This is a genomic window from Oscillospiraceae bacterium, from assembly GCA_031265355.1.
Classification (GTDB): Bacteria; Bacillota; Clostridia; order Oscillospirales; family UBA929; genus JAIRTA01.
In genome coordinates this window covers 1-19,534 of the sequence record JAISCT010000072.1, presented here as the reverse complement: position 1 = coordinate 19,534, position 19,534 = coordinate 1, and the positions used below count along the sequence as shown (strand labels likewise).

Annotated in this window: 17 protein-coding genes and 1 rRNA gene; 10 read left to right on the top strand and 8 right to left on the bottom strand. The window is 65.3% G+C overall.

Annotation, left to right across the window (positions count from 1 at the left end):
• A 16S ribosomal RNA gene (locus LBK75_11015) occupies window positions 1-85 on the bottom strand; the annotation flags it as partial.
• A gap of 392 nt (window positions 86-477) precedes the next feature.
• On the opposite strand from LBK75_11015, the gene LBK75_11010 reads away from it, so the two are divergent.
• From LBK75_11010 to LBK75_10980, 7 genes are all read left to right on the top strand, one after another.
• Window positions 478-2,877, top strand: a complete 2,400-nt coding sequence (locus LBK75_11010) for an HAD-IC family P-type ATPase (protein MDR1158807.1) — start codon at window positions 478-480, stop codon at window positions 2,875-2,877.
• A gap of 159 nt (window positions 2,878-3,036) precedes the next feature.
• Window positions 3,037-4,014, top strand: a complete 978-nt coding sequence (gene pfkA, locus LBK75_11005) for a 6-phosphofructokinase (protein MDR1158806.1) — start codon at window positions 3,037-3,039, stop codon at window positions 4,012-4,014.
• A gap of 79 nt (window positions 4,015-4,093) precedes the next feature.
• On the top strand, window positions 4,094-5,098 hold the full coding sequence (locus LBK75_11000) for a hypothetical protein (protein MDR1158805.1): 1,005 nt from the start codon (window positions 4,094-4,096) through the stop codon (window positions 5,096-5,098).
• A gap of 29 nt (window positions 5,099-5,127) precedes the next feature.
• A complete protein-coding gene (locus tag LBK75_10995) occupies window positions 5,128-5,718 on the top strand; it encodes a DUF4129 domain-containing protein (protein MDR1158804.1) in 591 nt (196 codons plus the stop codon).
• Window positions 5,715-6,530 (top strand): DUF4350 domain-containing protein, encoded by an 816-nt coding sequence (locus tag LBK75_10990; GenBank protein ID MDR1158803.1) that lies wholly within the window; start codon window positions 5,715-5,717, stop codon window positions 6,528-6,530. Before LBK75_10995 ends, LBK75_10990 begins: the two co-directional genes overlap by 4 nt.
• Window positions 6,527-7,468, top strand: coding sequence for a MoxR family ATPase (locus LBK75_10985; protein ID MDR1158802.1), 942 nt, complete (start codon window positions 6,527-6,529; stop codon window positions 7,466-7,468). Before LBK75_10990 ends, LBK75_10985 begins: the two co-directional genes overlap by 4 nt.
• Window positions 7,469-7,483: 15 nt before the next feature.
• Entirely contained in the window at window positions 7,484-8,794 is a 1,311-nt protein-coding gene (locus tag LBK75_10980; GenBank protein MDR1158801.1) for a DUF58 domain-containing protein, read from the top strand.
• Window positions 8,795-8,868: 74 nt separating this feature from the next.
• Here the strand turns inward: LBK75_10980 and LBK75_10975 are convergent, their stop codons facing one another.
• Window positions 8,869-9,816 (bottom strand): stage II sporulation protein M, encoded by a 948-nt coding sequence (locus tag LBK75_10975; GenBank protein ID MDR1158800.1) that lies wholly within the window; start codon window positions 9,814-9,816, stop codon window positions 8,869-8,871.
• Window positions 9,817-9,892: 76 nt separating this feature from the next.
• Here LBK75_10975 and LBK75_10970 point away from each other — a divergent pair, with 76 nt between their 5' ends.
• Window positions 9,893-10,636, top strand: coding sequence for an RDD family protein (locus tag LBK75_10970; GenBank protein ID MDR1158799.1), 744 nt, complete (start codon window positions 9,893-9,895; stop codon window positions 10,634-10,636).
• Complete coding sequence (locus LBK75_10965) at window positions 10,633-11,478, top strand: polysaccharide deacetylase family protein (protein MDR1158798.1); 846 nt, start codon at window positions 10,633-10,635, stop codon at window positions 11,476-11,478. The genes LBK75_10970 and LBK75_10965 overlap by 4 nt, the downstream gene beginning before the upstream one ends.
• 45 nt (window positions 11,479-11,523) lie before the next feature.
• Here LBK75_10965 and LBK75_10960 read toward each other — a convergent pair whose 3' ends face one another.
• Genes LBK75_10960 through LBK75_10935 form a run of 6 tightly spaced genes read right to left on the bottom strand, consistent with a single transcriptional unit; the run spans window position 11,524 to window position 18,229 of the window.
• Window positions 11,524-13,902, bottom strand: a complete 2,379-nt coding sequence (locus LBK75_10960) for a homocysteine S-methyltransferase family protein (protein ID MDR1158797.1) — start codon at window positions 13,900-13,902, stop codon at window positions 11,524-11,526.
• Window positions 13,899-14,552, bottom strand: a complete 654-nt coding sequence (locus LBK75_10955) for a methionine synthase (GenBank protein MDR1158796.1) — start codon at window positions 14,550-14,552, stop codon at window positions 13,899-13,901. The genes LBK75_10960 and LBK75_10955 overlap by 4 nt, the downstream gene beginning before the upstream one ends.
• Window positions 14,553-14,599: 47 nt before the next feature.
• Window positions 14,600-15,454: a methylenetetrahydrofolate reductase gene (locus LBK75_10950; GenBank protein MDR1158795.1), complete on the bottom strand. Its 855-nt coding sequence runs from the start codon at window positions 15,452-15,454 to the stop codon at window positions 14,600-14,602.
• A gap of 56 nt (window positions 15,455-15,510) precedes the next feature.
• Window positions 15,511-16,353 (bottom strand): tRNA 2-thiocytidine biosynthesis protein TtcA, encoded by an 843-nt coding sequence (locus LBK75_10945; GenBank protein MDR1158794.1) that lies wholly within the window; start codon window positions 16,351-16,353, stop codon window positions 15,511-15,513.
• Window positions 16,350-17,471: an aminotransferase class V-fold PLP-dependent enzyme gene (locus LBK75_10940; protein ID MDR1158793.1), complete on the bottom strand. Its 1,122-nt coding sequence runs from the start codon at window positions 17,469-17,471 to the stop codon at window positions 16,350-16,352. Before LBK75_10940 ends, LBK75_10945 begins: the two co-directional genes overlap by 4 nt.
• Entirely contained in the window at window positions 17,468-18,229 is a 762-nt protein-coding gene (locus tag LBK75_10935; GenBank protein MDR1158792.1) for a tRNA threonylcarbamoyladenosine dehydratase, read from the bottom strand. The genes LBK75_10940 and LBK75_10935 overlap by 4 nt, the downstream gene beginning before the upstream one ends.
• A 610-nt stretch (window positions 18,230-18,839) precedes the next feature.
• Here LBK75_10935 and LBK75_10930 point away from each other — a divergent pair.
• Window positions 18,840-19,534, top strand: a 695-nt coding sequence (locus LBK75_10930) for a hypothetical protein (GenBank protein ID MDR1158791.1), incomplete at its 3' end; no start/stop codon positions are given.

The window sequence follows — 19,534 nt, the reverse complement described above, 5'->3', positions numbered from 1 at the left end:
TGTGCTTCGCACAAACCCGTTCGACTTGCATGTGTTAGGCACGCCGCCAGCGTTCGTCCTGAGCCAGGATCAAACTCTCTATTAATTCCTGCGCCTCAGCCTTCCGACTATTGCGCTTTCCCTCAATAGTTCGCTCTTCCAAGCTGCTCAAATTCATTGCGCTCCCCAGCGCCCTCTCAGACGCCAGTTCGCCCACTGCTGGTGCTTCTTTTCCTCGTTGTTTAATTTTCAAGGTGCGCCGCCGCCTTTGCTCTAGCACCATGGCCGTGGCAAGGCGCTTAATTAATATACCAACCCACGCGCCGTTTGTCAACTGTTTTTTGCGATTTTTTTTGCAGTTTTTTGTGAAGACCTTTTGAGCGCCTCCGGCATTCCCGACTTGACGGCGCGGCGCGGCGGCGGGTATACTAAATGTGAATCTTATATGACCGCACACCACGGACAGCCGGACGCGCGAGGGGAGACTATATAAGGCCAATGAACAGACAGACGCCGCCGCCCGCCCCGGACGCCTTCGCGCGCCGGGCACCCCCCTGGGACACGGGGCTCACGCAGGAGGAGGTTCTTCTGCGCCTGCACCACGGCGCGCACAACGCGCCGCCCAAAACACCGACCCACACCACCGGGCAGATCCTGCGCGAAAACATCTGTACGCTCTTCAACCTGATAAACCTCGCGCTGGCCACGCTGATCCTCCTCGTGGGCGACCTGCGCAACGTCCTCTTTCTGGGCGTAGCCCTCTCGAACACCGCCATCGGCATCTTTCAGGAACTGCGCGCCAAACGGAGCATCGACCGGCTCTCCATCCTCACAGCGTCCAAAGTCACGGTGATTCGGGAGGGCGCCGCGCTGCAGATCCCGCAGGAGGAACTCGTCCTGGACGACATCATGGCGCTCACCGCCGGCAACCAGATCTGCGCCGACGGCGTCGTCGTCCATGCCGAGGGACCCGAGGTGGATGAATCCCAGCTCACCGGCGAGGCCCGGCCGGTGACCAAAGACATCGGCGGCACTGTGCTCTCGGGCAGTTTTGTCGTGGCCGGGCGCGCCTTCGCGCGCGTGACGGCCGTGAGCGCGGCCAGTTTTGCGGGGCGGCTGACCGCGGAGGCCCACAGGGGCCGGCGCGCCCGGAGCGAATTGATGCATTCCCTGCGGTGGATGGTGCGGGTGCTGACCATCGTCATCCTCCCAATGGGCGCGCTGCTGTTTGCGTCCGACTATGTGTGGGGCGACGCCTCCTTGGCGGGCGCGGTGCTGAGCACGGCCTCCGCGATGATTGGCATGATCCCGGAGGGGCTCATCTTATTGACCGGGATCACCTTCGCCGTGGGGGCGCTGCGCCTGGCGCGCCGGCGGACGCTGGTGCAGTCGATGCCCTGCATGGAGACCCTGGCCCGGGTGGACGTGCTCTGCCTGGACAAAACCGGCACGATCACGGACGGAACACTGACGCTGGCCGATGTGCGCCCACAGGGCGGCGCGGCGCTGGCGGACGCCGAGACGGCGCTCGCGGCGCTGGCCTGGACGCTGCAAGACGAGGGCTCGACGGGCCGCGCGCTGCGGGCCCGTCTGACGCAGGACCCCGGCTGGCGGGCCGAGCGGCGCGTCGCGTTCTCATCCGCCCGAAAGTGGAGCGGCTGTTCCTTCGCGGGGCATGGCACCTATGTGCTGGGCGCTCCAACCTTTGTGACGCCTCATCTGGGCGGGGCACTGGCCCGGGAGGCGGAGGCCCTGGCGGCGGACGCACTGCGGGTGCTGCTGCTGGCCCACACGGACGCCCCCCTCACCGGGGATATGCCGCCGGCGGGGCTGTGCCCTGTCGCGCTGGTCGCCATGACCGACACCGTTCGGCCGGAGGCGCCGGCCACGCTGTCATTTTTTTCCCGACAGGGCGTGGACGTCAAGGTCATCTCGGGCGACCACCCCGTCACGGTCTCCCAGGTGGCGCGCCGCGCCGGCGTGGCGGGCGCCGAACGCTGCGTCGACATGAGCGCGCAGCCGGAGGACGCGGCGCTGACGGCGCTCGCCAAAGAGTTTGTTGTGTTTGGGCGCGTGTCGCCCCACCAGAAGAAGGCCCTCGTGGAGGCGTTTCAGCAAAACGGCCACGTGGTCGCGATGACCGGAGACGGCGTCAACGATGTGCCGGCGCTCACCCAGGCCGACTGCGGCGTGGCGATGGCCACGGGCAGCGACGCCGCCCGCCACGCCGCCGACGTCGTGCTGCTGGACGCGAACTTCGAGGCGATGATCCACGTGGTGCGGGAGGGCCGCCGGGTGGTCAATAACATTGAGCGGGTGGCCTCCCTCTATCTCGTCAAGACCATCTACTCCACCCTGTTGTCACTGCTGTTCATCCTCCTGCCGATTTCCTACCCGTTTCAGCCGATCCAGCTCAGCCCCATCTCGGCGCTGACGGTCGGCATCCCCTCGTTTTTCCTCGCCTTCCGGCCGACCTACCGGCGCATTCAGGGCCGTTTCATAGAGACCGTGCTCCGCCTGTCGGCGCCGACGGCGCTGTGCATTGTGGTGAGCATCCTGCTCACCCACGCCGCGGGCCGGTGGCTGACCCTCACCTTCCCGCAGACCTCCACCGTCTCGGCGCTGATGGCGGGGCTGTTTGGCTTCCTCGTCCTGCGGCAGGCCGCGCGGCCCCTGGACACAGCCAAACGAACCATGCTCATCCTGCTCCTTGCGGCCTTCGCCGCCAGCTTTGCCTGGCTCGGTTTTTTCTTCTCCTACGCCCCGCTGCTGGGCCGTCCCGCCTATGTCTGGGGTACGCTGGCCGTGCTGGCCTGGCCCATGCACAGGCTCTCAAGCGGCGTCATCCAGCGGCTGCGCCGCGCCGCGGCCCGCCGCCGCCGCGCCGCCCGCAGGTGACCGCCCGCAGAATTAATTTTGCCGACGGCGCAGGAAAACGCGCGAAGAGATTGTTTTTCTGCCGCACACAAGGTAAAATAAAACATCCGAGCAAAATAGCCCACCTGTGATTGGCACCGCGATTTTGTTTCGCGATTTAGTGTAAGGAGTGAATGTAACTTGGACAAAAAGATGGCTCGCATCGGCGTTTTGACCAGCGGCGGAGACGCGCCCGGCATGAACGCCGCCATCCGCGCGGTGGCGCGCACGGCGGCGGCGCACGACATCCAGTGCCTCGGCATCCGCCGCGGTTACAACGGACTCATCAACGGGGACGTCACTGAACTGGGGCCGCAAAACGTCGCCGGCATCGTCACCCGCGGGGGCACGATCCTCTACACGGCCCGCTGCCCGGAATTCATGACGGAGGCGGGCCTGCAGAAGGGCGTGGACTCCTGCCGTTACCTCGGCCTCGACGGCCTCGTCGCCATCGGCGGCGACGGCACCTTCCGCGGCGCGCTGGCGCTGGCGGCCCACGGGGTCCCCACCATCGGGATCCCCGGCACCATCGACAACGACATCGGCAGCACCCACTACTCCATCGGCTTCGACACGGCCTGCAACACGGCGCTCTCCTGCATCGACAAACTGCGGGACACGATGCAGTCGCACGAGCGGTGCTCCGTCGTCGAAGTCATGGGCCGCAACGCCGGGCACCTCGCCGTCTACGTCGGCATCGCCGTGGGCGCCACCGCAATTTTGGTCCCGGAAAAGGAAGTGGATTTTGAAACGGACGTCATTGAAAAGATGCGCAGCGCGCGCATCCACGGCCGCAACCACTCCATCATCATCGTGGCCGAGGGGGTCGGGCGCGCCACCGACATCGGAAGCCGGATCAAAAAGGAGACGGGCATGGACCCGCGCATCACCATCTTGGGGCACATCCAGCGCGGCGGCTCCCCCACCGCCCGCGACCGCGTGACCGCCTCGCGCATGGGCGTATACGCCGTCGAGACGCTGCTGGAGGGGCGCTCCAACCGGGTGGTGTGCATCCGCAACGGCGAGATGTGCGACCACGACATCGATGAGGCTCTGGCCATGAAGCGGGACCTGCAGGAATCCATGTACCGCACGGCGCTCACCCTGACGTCAGTATAACGGGGCGCCTCTTAACCCATCTTGTATTTTGACCCGCGTGAGGGACGACCCCTCGCAGCTTTGGAAAGGGGTGCTTGTCATGGACCTGCCGTTTGAACCCAAGCCCATGGGCGTCGGCACCATTCTCGACCACAGTTTTCGCATCTACCGCCGCAATTTCGGAGCCATCGCACTCTTTGCGCTGCTCATTGGCGCGCTGTCGCAGATACTCGTCAACCTCGTGCTCCTGTCCGCCCTGCCGGGCGGGCTGTCCGGGCCGGGTCTCTCGAATTTTTTCAACCAATACCTCGACATCCTCGGCGGCGACATGGACAATTACGACGACATGTTTTCGATGCTCACCCGCTGGGGCTCCGCCATGCGCGCCGGTTCTCTCTTAAACATAGCCGTGTCGCTGCTCATCACGCCCATGGTCACCGGCGGGATCACCAATGTGGTCTCCGGCTACTACCACGGCGTGAAAGACACGGCGGGCGGCTGGTTTGCCCGGGCTCGGAGCCACTACGGCCAGTTTCTCCTGACAGGAATCGTTCTCCTGCTCTCCAGTATCCTGTCCGGACTCGTCGTGATCATTCCCCTCTTTCTTTTGATGATTCTTTTCGCCCTGCTTATGAGCGCCTTGACCCTGTCGGGCGGCCTCGCCGGCGTCTTCATCGGCCTGCCCATCATACTGGCGGCCGTCGTCATCTTGTTCACCTGCGGCTTCATGTGGACGCTGCTCATCTTCCCCGCGGCTGTGAACGAGGGTTCCTTCGGGTTTCGGGCCGCGCGCCGGGCCTTCTCCCTCACCTTCAAAAACTTCTGGCGCATGCTCGGCACCATGGCGCTGACGTATCTCATCGTCTTCCTCGTGCAGGCCATGCTCTCGGGGGGCGTCATGTTTCTCACCACGCTGCTGGGCACGCCTCTTTGGCTGAATTCTCTCGTGTCCGCGCCGCTTGGCGCCTTGATCTCGCCGCTTGTTCCCATCGTGTCCTCTCTCATGTATCTGAACGCCCGGATTCGCCGGGAGGGCTACGACCTCTACTTGAGAAGTCATGGGCTGTCGTCCGAGTATCCGCAGCCGCCTCATACGCCGCTATGATGGGAGCCAGCCCGCCGAGTTTGCCCGAAGTGGCCCAGCACCTGGATGAGATCCTGACGCGGCCCGAGTTCAGCGGGTACTCTTCGTCACTGCTGGAACGTATCTTCGCGGCGATTGTCGAATTTTTCCGAGCGCTTTTGAGCGGCATCGGCTTGACGGCCACGCGGCTCGGCTCGTGGAGCTATGTCTTTCTCGCGCTGCTGGCCGCGCTGATCGTTTTGGCCGCCGCATGGCTCCTCCGCCGCCGGGCGCGGCGGGGACGAACGAGGGCCAAAAAAAAGGACGGCCCGGCGGAGCGCGCGCCGACGGCGGCGGAGTGGCTGCGGCGCGCCGACGAACTGATATCCGCCGCCGCCTGGGCCGAGGCCGCCGCCGCTCTGATGGCGGCGCTGCTCGCGCGGCTCGGCGAGTGCCGGCTCATCGTGCAGATCCCGGGGCGCACCAACCGGCAGTATCTGGCCGATCTGCGGCGCGCGGGGTACCAAGGCGCCGAGGCCTTCGCCGCATTTTCTTTTGTCTTTGCCGTGTGGCGCTACGGCGGGCAGCCGGTCGAACCCGCGCTGCTTACGCACTGGCGCCGGGCGCTGACGTCTCTCTTTGAGGGGAGGGCCGCCGCATGAAGAGAAACACCTGGTGGATTGTCGTCCTGCTGCTGCTCTTCTTGGCGGGCGCCCTGTTTCTGGGGCTGTTCCGGCCAAATCAGGATCTTCCGTTTAGTTCTTACAACAACGGCCCCAACGGCGTCCGGGCCCTCTATGTGCTGCTGGAAGAGGAGGGCTTTCAGGTGGCGCGCAAGCAGCGGAGCATCGAAGCGACGGGCGACGGCGTGCTGCTCGTGTTTGATCCCGACAGCCTGCACCCGGAGAACCCGGAGGCGCTGGCGGCCTGGCAGGCCCGCGGCAACGCGTACATGGTGCTGGAGAACCCGTGGAACTTCCGCAACGGCAATGTCTCGGCCTCTTCCGTCCACGAGCTCGTCGTCTCACTCTGGTCCTCGCGGGAGCGGACCATCTGGTTCGACGAATACGGCCGCGAAGGGTTCATGGACAATGAGCTCTACCAAAGGGGCGGCGATACGCCGTTTTCCATCCTCCCCGACTGGCTGCGCGCCGGGCTCGTGCAGCTCCTCTTCGCCGCGCTGCTGTGTCTGCTCTTTTTGAACACGCGGCTGGGCGCTCCCGACGTCCCGGCCGACCGGCGGCCTCGGGAGGAGACCGAAGAGACGTTCGCGCTCGCCTCCCTCATGGCGCGCGCCGGGCTCTGGCCCGACGCGCTGCGCCTCTGTTACCGTCGCCTGGTCGCCCGGACCGGCCTGCGGTACCCCCACATCGAACAGCAGCTTGAGACCGTCGAGACACAGCCGAACGGCCGCGCCGCCGCGCCGGCGTTGGCCTCAGAGATGGAGAGGCTGCGGAAGGAGAAGACACCATGACGATGACACAGACCTCCGCCAACATCCGGGGTCAGATGGGCCGGATCTTCGTAGGACAGGACGAATTTGTACGGCACATGCTCATCTGCCTGTTTTCCGGCGGCCATGTCCTGATCGAGGGCGTACCCGGGCTGGGCAAGACACTGGCGGTGCGCGCGCTGGCGCAGTCGGTGGGCGTCGAGTTCAAACGCATCCAATTCACACCCGACCTCATGCCCTCCGACATCATCGGCGCCAGTATCTTCGATCTGTCCACCCACGCGTTTCATCTGAAGCGCGGCCCGTTGTTCACACAATTTTTGCTGGCCGACGAGATCAACCGCACGCCGCCCAAGACCCAGTCGGCGCTGCTTGAGGCAATGGAGGAAAACCGCGTCTCGATCGACGGGCAGGACTATCCGCTCGCCCAGCCTTTCATGGTCTTTGCCACCCAAAACCCCGTGGAGTACGAGGGCACCTATCCGCTCCCGGAGGCGCAGCTCGACCGCTTTATGATGAAGCTGACGGTCGGTTACCCCACCCGGCCGGAGGAACACGCGGTGCTGCGCAACACGCACGCGGGTTTCCACCCGCGGGATTTCGAGCGGCTGAGCCCTGTCGTCGACGCCGCCGGCATCCTGGCCGCACGGCGCGAAGCGGGGGGCGTGCGTGTGGACGACAGTCTGTTTGGATATATTTTGGACATTGTCGAGGCCACGCGGCGCAACCACTACATCCTGCTGGGCGGTTCGCCGCGCGCCTCCATCGCGCTTTTACAGACGGCCAAGGCCGCGGCGCTGCTGGAGGGCCGGGATTTTGTCATTCCGGAGGACATCCAGTCCCTGGTGACGCCCGTGCTGCGCCACCGCATCATCCTCACGCCCGACGCGGAGATCGAGGGCGCCACGGCCGACCGGCTGCTCGCCCAGATCTTGAGCGAGGCACGGGTGCCGAGATAGAGAGGGGGCGTACCGATGGGCATCACCAAAACCATGGCCCTGTTGCTGATGGCCACCCTCTTTACCGTGGCCATCGGCGCGCCGCTCGGCCTGTCTTCCCAGTTTCTGATGATCTCCGACACCGTTCTCCTGCTGCTGTACGCGGCGGATGTACTGGTCAGCCCGCGGCGGCGGCATTTTGCGGCCGCCCGCTCGTTTTCGGACAGCTTTGAGCTGCGCCGGGAGACCTTTGTCACGGTGGCGGTCGAAAACAAAAGCCGCCATGGGGTGTCGATGCGGATAGACGACACGCCGCCGGCGACATTTTTGTGGGAACACACGCCAACGGCGGCGCACTGCCCGCCCGGCGAACGGCTGGAAATCCGCTATGCCGCACGCCCCACACAGCGCGGCCGCTTCTCCTTTGGGAACTGCCACGTGGAGATCCGCGGCCGCCTCGGCCTGTGCACGCGGCGCTTTGCTCTGCCGTGCCCGGACAGCGTGCCGGTGTACCCCGATCTGGGACCGATGCGCAAGTACCGCATGCTGGCAAGCCGGCGCCAATTGGCGCGCGCCGACGCCTCCGTCCACCGCGTGCGCGGCGTGGGCGCGGAGTTCACCGGGATCCGCGAGTACACGCCGGACGACGACATCCGCAAGATCAACTGGATGGCCACCGCCCGAGCCGGGCGGCCCATGACCAATGTGTACGACGTAGAACGGGGTCAGCAGATCATCTTGGCCATCGACACCGGCCGCTGGATGGAGGCGCCGATGGGAGACGTCACGCGCCTCGACCGCGCGGTTGAGACCGCCGCGGCACTGGCGCAGGTGGCGCTGAGCTCGGGCGACCGGGTGGGTCTCATCTTTTACGGCGCGGAGGTCACGGTCTTTCTGCCGCCCGACAAGGGCGCGCGCCACATGACCCGGCTGCTGGAGCTCCTGTACAAGGTGCGCGCCGCGCGCGTGGAGAGCAGCCTAACCGATCTGGCGGCTTTTTTGGAGGCGCGTGTGCGCCGCCGCGCGTTCGTCTGCCTGTTTTCGTACCTCGACGGGGCGGAGGCGGCCCACGCCGCGGGCGCGGCGCTGGCGCGGACGGCACGCCGCCACGCCGTGCTCTGCGCCTCACTCTCGAACCCGGAGCTCTCCGTCATGGCCGCGCAGCCGAGCGGCGACATGCCGGCGCTTTTCCAAAAGGCGGCGGCCATCTACCGCAGCGAATCGGAGCAGGAGGCCGTACCCGCCCTCCGGCGCGCCGGCATCGGCTGCCACGCCGCCGACCCCTCTCGTCTGCTGTCTTATCTTGTGCGCCAGTACATGACGCACAAGAACAAGATGAAGATATAGGCAAACGCCGTAAAACCCCCGCTCGGCGCCGCATCCGGCAGACGTTTTGGGAGGAGATTTGGAGATTTATTGATTTATTGTCTGCCCAAGGCGGTTTCCGGCGGCCGGGCGGCGGCGCGGCGGCCGGCCCAAAGGTAGCAAAGCAGCAGGACGCCGGTGAGACCCGCGAAAATCAGTTTGGCCGCGGGGGGCACTGCGGAGGGCGTGAAAAAACCCTCCACCACCCCGGCCAAAACGAGCAGCGCGCAGACAAAGCCCATGAGCGCCACCGCCCCGCGGCCGGCCGCCACCAGGGCGTCGCCCCGCCTGAGACGGCCGGGCCGCAGCAGGGCGTACCCGATGCGCAGCCCGGCGGCGCCGGACAGGCAGATGGCAAACAGCTCCCACACGCCGTGCGGCAGGATAAGCGACCAGAACTCCACCGCCCAGCCGGCGGCGGTCACATGGGCCGCCAGCGCGCCCAGCATCAAGGCGTTCATGCTCAAGATATAGACCGTGCCGAGGCCAAAGGTGATACCGGCGCAGAAGGCGACCACCGACACCCGGATGTTGTTCACCATGATCATGCTCGACATCACGGCGCTGTCCCATCCGTCCCCGGACGGCGAGGCGTTTAGATAGTCCTCCGGCAGAAAGGCGGACGCCGTCTCGGGCGCAAACCAGCAGAAGAGATAGCCGTACAGCGCGAAGGCCGCAAAGAGGCCAAGCGACGCCAGCACAAAGCGTCCGTTTTCCCACACCGCGCGCGCGCCCCGAAACGTCAGGCGCCGCAGCGCCCCGGGCCCGCCGCCGCGCCGATACAGGCCGTGGTGCGCTCGGGCCACCAGGGTGTTGAGATACCGGCAGGTGTCCGAGAGCGGGAAGTGCGTCTGTGCGTAGGACAGATGCCCCGCCACTTCTCGATAAAGCCTGTCGAAATCGGCCAATGTGGTAAAATTTTCCATTTTCTGCGCACGCTCCGTACAGACCTCCAGCGCCTGCCAGCGGTCCGCGTGTGTGCGGACAAATCGTTCCTCCGTCATGCGGCCAGCTCCTTTCGCCCAAAGTTCATTATCCGCCGCCGCGGCGATCTTGTCAAGGAAAGGTGTGAACGCGCCCTTGGACTCGACTCGTTTGCATGTGGACACGCCCGAACAGGTAACCCTTTCATTTGAGCTGGCCGGCCTCGGTTCGCGGTGTCTCGCGCTCGCTCTGGACATGCTCTTTCAGGGTTTCGCTTTTTGGCTTCTGTTTGTGGGTTTTCTCGCCACAGGGTCTTATCTGTCGGGAAACGGTTCTTCCCTGTACACGGCGGCCATGATCCTGGCCGCGGCGCTTCTCTTCTTCGTCTACTTCATCGTCTTTGAGGGAATTTTACACGGGCGGACACCGGGCAAGATCCTCTGCGGTCTTCGGGTGATCCGGCGGGACGGACGGCCGCTCGGCTGGGCGGGGGCCACCGTGCGCAATCTGTTTCGTCTGCTCGACTTCCTGCCCTCGTTCTACGCCGTCGGGGTTGTCTCCATGTTTCTGAGCGCGGAAAGCCGCCGGATCGGCGACTTCGTGGCCGGGACCGTCGTGGTGCGCGATACGCGCGCGCGCGCCGCCTCCCTCATCGCCCTGCGGTCGGCCGCCCAATCGGCCGGCCCCGGGCGCCTGTCACGCTATCCGCTGCGCGAGAGCGAGCGCGTACTCATCCGCGACCTGCTGTCACGGCGCGCCCAGATGGACCGCCGGACCTTTGACGCCCTGTGCCGGCGCATCGCGCAGCCCCTGTTTGAAAAATTTCATATCCCCCCGCCAAATAGAGTCCATTCCGAGGGGTTTCTCCGCATGCTATGGGAGGAAAATCAAGGCTTATGATACGAAAATTGCGGCCGCTTCTCTGGGCGCTTCCGTTCCTCTGTCTGCGCTTTTCCGACCTGCCGACACATGCCTACACCGACGCGGTCCCGCTTCTGGTGGTGACATACCACAGCCTCAGCGAACGGCCGGAGGACTGGAGTTCCTTTGTCGTCTCTCCCGAAGAGCTTGAGAGCGACCTGCGCTACCTGCGCGACCAGGGCTATGAGAGCGTGCTGTCCGCCGACCTCATCGCCTATATGGACGAGAGCGCGCCGCTGCCGGAGCGGCCGGTGCTGCTCACCTTCGACGACGGGTACCGCGACAACTATGTCTACGCCTACCCGCTGCTGCGCGCGTACGGTATGCGGGCGGTCATCTCTCTCATCGGCGAATGTCTTGACGCCTCCGACGCCGGCGACGACAGCGGCAGCCGCTACTATCTCAGCTGGGACGAAGCCCGCGAGATGGCCGACACGGGTGTTGTGGAACTGGGCAGCCACACCTACGGCCTGCACCGAAACACCGGCGGCCGTCTCGGCGCCTCTCTGGACCCAAATGAGGACCTGGACGCATACACGGCGCGGCTCACCGGCGACCTTATGCAGATGCAGCAGCGTACACGCGCGAAGACGGGCCGCGCGCCCCTTCTCTTTGCCTACCCGTACGGCGCCGTCAGCTACTCCTCCCGGCCCGTCGTCAAAGCCCTCGGCTTTCGCGTCAGCCTCTCCACACAGCGCGGCCTCAGCCTCATCGCCCGGGAGGACCCCGACAGTCTCTTTCTCCTGCACCGCATCAATCGCCCCCACGGCATCACAAGCGAAGACTTCTTTTCCCTCCACGAAATTCCTATACGCGAATAGGGAACCCCTCGTGTTTTCCGCATGCCCGCGTCCACCGCATCCACGTCAGCTTTTCGCGGAAAAGTACTCGTTCGCGATGGCGACGCTCTCCATGGCGTCTTTGGCGTAGTGGTCGGCGCCGACAAAGTCGGCGTAGTCGGGGCTCAGGACAGCGCCGCCCACCATGAAGGTGCAGGGCAGCCCCGCCGCGCGCACCGCCGCTATCGTGTCCTTCATGCTCTTCACAGTGGTGGTCATAAGCGCGCTGAGCCCGGCCAGACGGATGCCCTGCGCGCGGATCGTGTCCACCACCGTCCGGATCGGCACGTCTTTGCCGAGATCGACGACATCGTAGCCGTAATTTTCGAGCAGCATCCGCACAATGTTCTTACCGATGTCGTGGATATCGCCCTGCACGGTGGCAAGCAGGATCTTGCCCCGGCTCTCGCGCCCGCACCCGGTGCGCGTCATGTGATCCTTGATGACCGCGAACCCCTCCTGCACCGCCTGGGCCGACTGCATGAGCTGCGGCAAAAAGATCTCGCCGCTCTCAAAACGCCGGCCCACCTCGTCCAGGGCCGGGATGAACTCGCGGTCGATGATGTCCAGCGGCGAGACTGCTTCGAGCCGCGCCCGCACGGCGCCCGCCGCCAGATCGCGGCGGCCCTGCGCGATGATCTCGGCCAGCGACAGCACACGCGCCTCGGCGGATGCCGCGGGCGCGTCTTTTGTGCGCGCCGCGCGCGTCTCGATGTAATGCGCGGCGCCCTTGTCCTCGTTGTTCAGGACCCGGAAGACGTCCAGCACCTCGCGGTAACGCGCGGACAGCGGGTTCAAAATCGCGGCGTCCAGCCCGGCGCCCAGGGCCGCGGCCAAAAAGCCCGCGTTTACGGCCTCGCGCTCCGGCAGACCGAAGGACACGTTGCTGACGCCCAGCACCGTGTGCAGGCCCAGCTCGGCCTTCACGCCGCGCACGGCCGCCAGCGTCTCTTGCACCTGCGCCTGCTGGGCCGAAACCGTGAGCACCAGACAGTCGATCAGCAGATCCTCCTCCGGAACGCCGTACCGGCGCGCCTCGTCCCGCAGGCGCCGGGCGATGTCCACGCGCGCCGCCGCGGTGGGCGGGATGCCTTCCTCGTCCAGGGTCAGGCAGACGAGCAGCGCCCCGTATTTCTTCACAAGCGGAAACACGGCCTCCATGGCCGTACGCTTGCCGTTTACCGAATTGACAATGGGTTTTCCGTTGTAGACGCGCAGACCCGCCTCCAGCGCGGCGGGGTCGGCACTGTCGATCTGCAGAGGCACGTCGGTGACGCCCTGCACCTCGCGGACGACCTTGGCCAGCACCGCCGGCTCGTCCAGTTCCGGCAGGCTGACGTTCACATCCAGCACGTCGGCGCCCGCCTGCGCCTGCGCGACCGCCTCACCCAGCAGGTACCCGACGTCGCCCGCGCGCAGCGCCGCCTGCATCTTTTTCTTGCCGGTCGGGTTGAGCCGCTCCCCAATCGCGGTGGTGGCGCCGTTCAATATCACCGTCCGCGTACCGGAGGTACAGGCTGTGACGCGGCGCGGCGTGACGGCGACCGGCGCGAGCCCCTCGATCCGCGCCCGGAGCAGCCGGATATACGCCGGTGTGGTGCCGCAGCAACCGCCCACGATCCGCACGCCCCGGCGCACCAATTTGACGACTTCGTCGGCGTAGGCCTCCGGGCCCGTCTCATAGACGGTCTGCCCGTCTCGGATGACCGGCAGGCCGGCATTTGCTTGCACGAGCACCGGCTCTCGGGCGTAGGTCAGCATCGTCTCCACGACGGGCGCCAGCAGCGCCGGGCCGAGGGAGCAGTTGACGCCCAGCGCATCCACCCCCAGCCCCTGCAGCAGGACGGTCGCGGTGAGAGGATCGCAGCCCACAAAGGTGCGCCCGTCCTCCTGAAACGTCATCGAACAAAAGACCGGCAGATCGGTGTTTTCACGGGCGGCCAGAACGGCCGCCTTCGCCTCGTAGGGGTCGGACATCGTCTCGATGAGGATGAGGTCCGCGCCCGCCGCCGCGCCCGCGCGCACCTGCCGGCGGAAAACCTCGTAGGCCCTCTCGAACCCGACGGGGCCCATCGGCGCCAGCAGCTGCCCAAGCGGGCCCACGTCCAGCGCCACAAAGCGCGCACCTGCCGCCCGCGCGCAGCCCACGCCGGCCGCCACCACCGCCTCCACCGAGGCCGCCCCGAGTTTCAGCTCGTGGGCCTGGAATGTATTGGCGGTGATCACGTCCGCGCCCGCCTCCACATAGGCCTCGTGGACCCCCGTGACCACCTCCGGCGCTTCGATGTTTAAGAGCTCCGGCAGCGCCCCGGGCGTCAGCCCGCGCTGCTGGAGCATTGTGCCCATGGCCCCGTCAAACAGCAAAATCCGATCTCGCATCCATGCCCGGACATCCGGCGGCGTCATGGGCATACCTCCCCTCGCTTTGCAAAATCACAGACGCCGCGCGCGGCGCAGCTCTCGCAGCGGCCGGCCGCCGGCCGCGCGCGGCCGCCCAGACCGATCAGGGCTGTGACCGATTTGCGCGGCAGCAAGATCAAACTCTCCGTGCAGGTGAGACCGATCCGCCGGCCGGCGTCCAGTACGGCGAGAAACCCCGGCTGCAGCGTCAGCGGCAGGTCTCCGTAGCCGGGACTGAAACGGCCCGCGCTCTTCATATCCGCGTCCGCCTCCACCGCCCGCTCGGCCTCGTCGCAGACCTCCTCAATGAGCTGGGTGGCACAGGCATCCAGCACGAGCGCACGGGTGAGGTCGGTGTGCTCCCACCGGCGAATCAGCGTGTCCGCCCCGACCCCAAGCGTCGCCGCCAGCAGTGCGACCCGCCGGCAGCCCGTCAGGCACCGGCGGATGTCCTGCCCGGGCAGCATCAGCTCCGTGCCGGCCGGGGCAAGACCGTCCGCCCTGTCCTCCACGTCAAAGGTCCGCCAGACATGCCGGGGTGCGGCGGTCTCGCGCATGAGCGCCATGCAGGATTCCACCAGCGCGTCCAGCTCCGCCGGCACCGCCTGGCGCCGGCGGCCCAGATATCGCAGCACCTCCGTCTTTGTCCGGTCCACCTCTCGTCCTTCCTTTCGTCCTGTCCGCCCGGCGCGTCCGCTCCGGTTTACGCCCGGCCGATCCGGGCCATGCAGGTCGCCGCGATCTCCGGCTTGTTCATCGTATAAATGTGCACGCCGTCCACACCGCCGGCCAACAGGGTTTCGACCTGCCGGGCCGCGTGTTCGATCCCGGCCGCGCGCAGGTCGGCGGGGCTTCGCGCGTGGCGGTGCAGCAACTTGATGATCTCCGAGGGCAAAGACGCCCCGCACAGGAAGATCATCCGCTCGATCTGCTTGCGGCCCAAAATCGGCATCACGCCCGCCGAGATTGGGATCGTCACGCCGGCCGCACGCGCGTTTTCTAAAAATCGAAAGAACAGATTGTTGTCAAAAAAGAGCTGACTGACCAGAAAATCCGCGCCGGCGTCCTGTTTGCGGCGCAGGTATTCGATGTCGCGCGCCGGACTTTCGCAGTCGATGTGCCCCTCCGGGTAGCAGGCCGCTCCGATGCAGAAGTCGCCGCGCGCACGGATCTCGCGGATCAGTTCCTCGGCGCAACGATACGCCCCCGGCGGCACATCCTCCGGATCGTCCCCGCGCAGAGCCAGCACATTGCGGATGCCCTCGGCCCGCATCGCGTCGAGCTGGGCCGCCACACGGCCGCGTTCGGCGCCCACGCAGGTGAGGTGGGCCATTGCCCGGATGCCGTACCGCCGCCGGACGGCGGCGGCGATCTCCGCGGTCCGGTTGACGCTGCCGCTGCCGCCCGCACCGTAGGTGACGCTGATGAAGTCCGGGGCGAGCGCGGCCAGCCGCGCCAGCGCCTCGTAGATGTCGTCGATGCCGGTGTCCTGTTTGGGCGGAAACACCTCAAACGACACAACGGGCCGGCCAGACTGGTACAGCGCGCGAATGCTCATGGATACACCCCCGCTTGATAATTGATAATTGATAATTATTTAAAAGTAGATGTTAGTTAGGCGTCGTACCACTCTAGAAAGTTGTGGGAGACGCCTTTTTGTTTGTAGCCGACGACCGTGTCGAGGTTGACCTTGTGGATACTCTGGAAGATGCACTTTTCCACATCTTTGTTGTCGCGTTTCAGCCGGCGCAAGAGCGCCTTGACGTCCTGGCGCTTCGACCCGCCGCCCCCGCCGGCGCACAGCGTGCAGTCCTCCGTGAACCGGCAGGCGCACTGGATGAATTCCAGATCGTTGTAGCGTTTCCAGGCCAAGATGTCGTCCTCGTGCACGCAGTAGAGGGGGCGGATAAGCTCCATGCCCGGAAAGTTTTGGCTCTTTACCTTGGGCATCATCGTCTGCACCTGCGCGGCATACAGCATCCCCATCAGGACAGTCTCCACCACGTCGCTGAAGTGGTGCCCCAGCGCTATCTTGTTGCAGCCAAGTTCCCGGGCCTGCCGGTAGAGGTGCCCGCGCCGCATGCGCGCGCAGAGGTAGCAAGGGGAACGGTCCGTGCGGGAGACGACCCGGAAGATGTCCGTCTCGAAAATCGTGACGGGGATCTCAAGCAGCGCGGCGTTGTCCAGAACCTTCTGCCGGTTGCGCGCGTTGTACCCGGGATCCATGACAAGAAACACGAGAGCGAACGGGACGTCGCTGTGCCGCTGCAATTCCTGCATCAGCTTGGCCATCAGCATGGAGTCTTTGCCTCCGGAGATACAGACGGCGATCTTGTCGCCCGGCGCGATCAGCGCGTAGCGCTTGACGCCGGCGACAAACGGGTTCCACAGGACGTCGCGGTATTTTTTGTGGATGCTGCGCTCAATGCGCTGGCAGGGCGTCAAGTCCCGGTTCATGTGGCGAGCTCCTTATAGCAGTCGTCGAAAATCTTCAAAAACGCATCCAGCTCCCGCTGCGTCGTGAGATGGCTCAGGCTGACGCGCCAGGAACACCGCGCGTTTTTTCTGTCCCGGCTCACGGCAAGCACCGGGCGCGACGGGACGTCCGGCACGCAGCAGGCGGACTTGACGGACACGCAGACGCCGCGTCGGTCCAGCGCCGCCTGAAACACGCCGCCCGGCACATGCCCCACGCTGAGGTTGAGAATGTACGGGCTGCCGTCCGCCGGGCTGTTGATGCGCACCTGCGGGTACGCGCGAAACGCCTTCAGCAGCGCCGCGCGGCGCGCCTCCACAATCCGCCGCCACTGCGCCTGGTGCTCGCACGCCAACGTCAGCGCCTCGGCGGCCGCGGCGGCCAGGGGCAGCGCCGGCGTCCCGCTTCGGTGCGCGCTCGCGCTCCGCCCGCCGTGGATCAGCGGCTCCGGCGCACGCTCCGCCCGCACGAGCAGGCCCCCGCAGCCGGCCGGCCCATAGAACTTGTGGGCGGAAAACGTGAGGCAATCGATCCCCTCGAAAGAGACGGGCCGCTTCCCGGCCGCCTGCGAGGCGTCCACATGGAACCGGCAGCCGGGGTAGTCCCGCAGCAGCGCCGCGATCTCCTCCACGGGCTGCACGGCGCCCAGTTCGCCGTCCACCAGGCACACCGACACCAACACGGTGTCCGGGCGCATCAACTCGCGCAGATGCGTGAGGTCCACCGTCCCGTCCCGCCGGACGTCGATCAGTTCCACTTCGCAGCCCTGTTCCTGCAGCACGGTCAGCGGGCCGCTGACCGAGGGGTGCTCCAGACAGGTCGAGAGGATGTGCCGCCCCCGGTGGCGGCCGGCGCGGACCAGCCCTTTCAGCGCATGGTTGTTGGCCTCGCTCGCCCCGGAGGTGAAGACGACCTCCGCGGCCGACACGCCGAAACAGCCGGCGAGGCGGCGCGCCGCCTCGTCCAGCGCCGCCCGGGCGGCGCGGCCCGCCGCGTGGGCCGCGAGCGGGTTGCCCACAAAACGCTGTTCCATCCGCGTGAGGCAGGCCAACACCTCGGGGGCGGCGGGCGTGTGGGCGGCGTAGTCCAGATAGATCATACCCCGCCGCCTGTCAGATCCTTGACCACTTCGCCGGCCATGATAAGGCCCGCCACCGGCGGCACGAAGGCGTTGCTGGCCGGCACCTGCCGGCGGACCGTACACTTGCGGGCCGTGCCCGGCGGACAGATGCAGTGGCGCCGGCAGCTGACCGCCCCGTCTTCCAGCGGCGGCGTCACCGGTTCCTCCGAACAGACCACTTTGAGTGCCTTGACGCCCCGTTTGCGCAGTTCCCGGCGCATGACGCGGGCCAGCGGGCACATGGACGTCTTGTAAATATCCGTCACGCAGAAGGCCGACGGGTCCAGTTTGTTGGCGGCGCCCATCGAGCTGATGATCGGCACGCCGCAGGCCTGCGCCCGGCAGACAAGCTCCAGCTTGGCGGTCAGCGTGTCCACGGCGTCGACAACGTAGTCGTAGGCGGCAAGGTCGATCTCCCCCGCCGTCTCGGGGCCGTAAAACAGCGTGAAGGCCCCGACACTAGCGTCCGGATTGATCTCCAAAACACGCTCCCGCATCACCTCCACCTTGTAACGGCCCACTGTCTTCCGGGTGGCGATGATCTGCCGGTTCAGGTTTGTAAGGCAGATGCGGTCGTCGTCAAACAGATCGAGACGCCCCACGCCGGAGCGCGCCAGCGCCTCCACACAGTACCCGCCCACGCCGCCGATCCCAAAGACCGCCACGCCGCTCGCGTAGAGACGCTCCATCTTGTCCCGGCCGAACTGCAGCGCGGTGCGGGAGAACTGATCCAGCATGGCCACGAACCCCTTTTGGTAATGTACAATTGAGAATTGATAATTGATAATTTTTTCCTTTTTCTATGGCAGGCGTGTATATCGGCGAGTATGGATGGTCTTTGTTTGATTGTATGGCATTTTGTCCCCGTTGTCAATCGCGCGGCCCCGGACCGCTGCCCGGCGCACGCCGGGTGCGGTCAAAAAAGGCGGCGGCCATCACCTGTTTTGCCGCCGCCCTATTGATTTTCGGTGATTCCTCCGCACGCCCGCCAGATACAGCGCCGGGAGATTTTCAACGTGTTGACACATCTCCATCAGACAATCTACCCGTTTTGACATCCTATACCTTAACAAAACAGCGCGAAATGTGTCGATTTTTCCTTCTGACTGTTTATCTATTGTCAAAATATACAAAATTAAAAAAGAAAAAGAATGAATCCTATTGACATTGCGGCTTTTTGGGTATAAAATATAGTGCGAAAATTAAAATTTGTTATTTTCAAAAAGGTATACCTTATCGAAAGGAGGAGAGGACCAAACGGGAAGTGCCTCACAGTGCGGCAAGGGACTGTCGAATCCGGCAATTTCCAAAAGTAGAGTAGAATAACATCAGGAGGGAACGTGCAGTATGAAAAAAGTACAATTCTCTGGCAGATTCCTGTCTATGGCGCTCGTCGCCGCCATCATTGTCTCCCTGTTCGCGGGGCTGACGCCGGCTGTGGCCACTCCGGACATCGCGCCCCTGTCGGTGACGGTGAAGCCCTTTATTCCAGCGTATACCTTCCAGGACGGCGCCGAAGACACAGGCGACCGCTTGAACAGCTTGATCAATGAGCTGACCTTGGAGGAGAAGATCGCCGGCGCCGGCACCATCAACCGCCTCGGCGTCAACGGCGGCCGGACCGGCGGTGGCGAGGGCCTGCACGGCGTCGCCGGTTCGCAGGCCACGGTGTTCCCCAGCTCGCTGGGCCTCTCGCAGACCTGGGATGACGCATTGTTGGAGAAAATTGGAGACATCATCGCCAAGGAGTCGGAGGCCGGTATCGTCGGCGGCCTCTCCCGCCTGACGCCGGTGCTCGACCTGCTGCGCGACCCGCGTTACGGGCGCGCCTACGAGACCTACGGCGAGGACGCCTTCCTCACCGGCAGCCTGGGCACCGCGATCGGCAAGGGTATGACGAGCAGGACAGCAGGAACCAACGAGCAGGAGTACTTACAGTTCCTCCCGAACGTCAAACACCCGCTGGCCTACAACAACGAGATCAACCGGCTGTGGACGAACAGCTCTTTCACACCGAGAAATACCTATGAATATTACATCAA

What these genes read in the sequence shown, in the direction of transcription:
- LBK75_10945 (MDR1158794.1), bottom strand. Translation starts at nt 16,353, where the DNA reads ATGAACCGGGACTTGACGCCCTGCCAGCGCATTGAGCGCAGCATCCAC.
- LBK75_10990 (MDR1158803.1), top strand. Translation starts at nt 5,715, where the DNA reads ATGAAGAGAAACACCTGGTGGATTGTCGTCCTGCTGCTGCTCTTCTTG.
- LBK75_11010 (MDR1158807.1), top strand. Translation starts at nt 478, where the DNA reads ATGAACAGACAGACGCCGCCGCCCGCCCCGGACGCCTTCGCGCGCCGG.
- LBK75_10975 (MDR1158800.1), bottom strand. Translation starts at nt 9,816, where the DNA reads ATGACGGAGGAACGATTTGTCCGCACACACGCGGACCGCTGGCAGGCG.
- LBK75_10980 (MDR1158801.1), top strand. Translation starts at nt 7,484, where the DNA reads ATGGGCATCACCAAAACCATGGCCCTGTTGCTGATGGCCACCCTCTTT.
- LBK75_10950 (MDR1158795.1), bottom strand. Translation starts at nt 15,454, where the DNA reads ATGAGCATTCGCGCGCTGTACCAGTCTGGCCGGCCCGTTGTGTCGTTT.
- LBK75_10985 (MDR1158802.1), top strand. Translation starts at nt 6,527, where the DNA reads ATGACGATGACACAGACCTCCGCCAACATCCGGGGTCAGATGGGCCGG.
- LBK75_10960 (MDR1158797.1), bottom strand. Translation starts at nt 13,902, where the DNA reads ATGACGCCGCCGGATGTCCGGGCATGGATGCGAGATCGGATTTTGCTG.
- LBK75_11000 (MDR1158805.1), top strand. Translation starts at nt 4,094, where the DNA reads ATGGACCTGCCGTTTGAACCCAAGCCCATGGGCGTCGGCACCATTCTC.
- LBK75_10940 (MDR1158793.1), bottom strand. Translation starts at nt 17,471, where the DNA reads ATGATCTATCTGGACTACGCCGCCCACACGCCCGCCGCCCCCGAGGTG.
- LBK75_10965 (MDR1158798.1), top strand. Translation starts at nt 10,633, where the DNA reads ATGATACGAAAATTGCGGCCGCTTCTCTGGGCGCTTCCGTTCCTCTGT.
- LBK75_10935 (MDR1158792.1), bottom strand. Translation starts at nt 18,229, where the DNA reads ATGCTGGATCAGTTCTCCCGCACCGCGCTGCAGTTCGGCCGGGACAAG.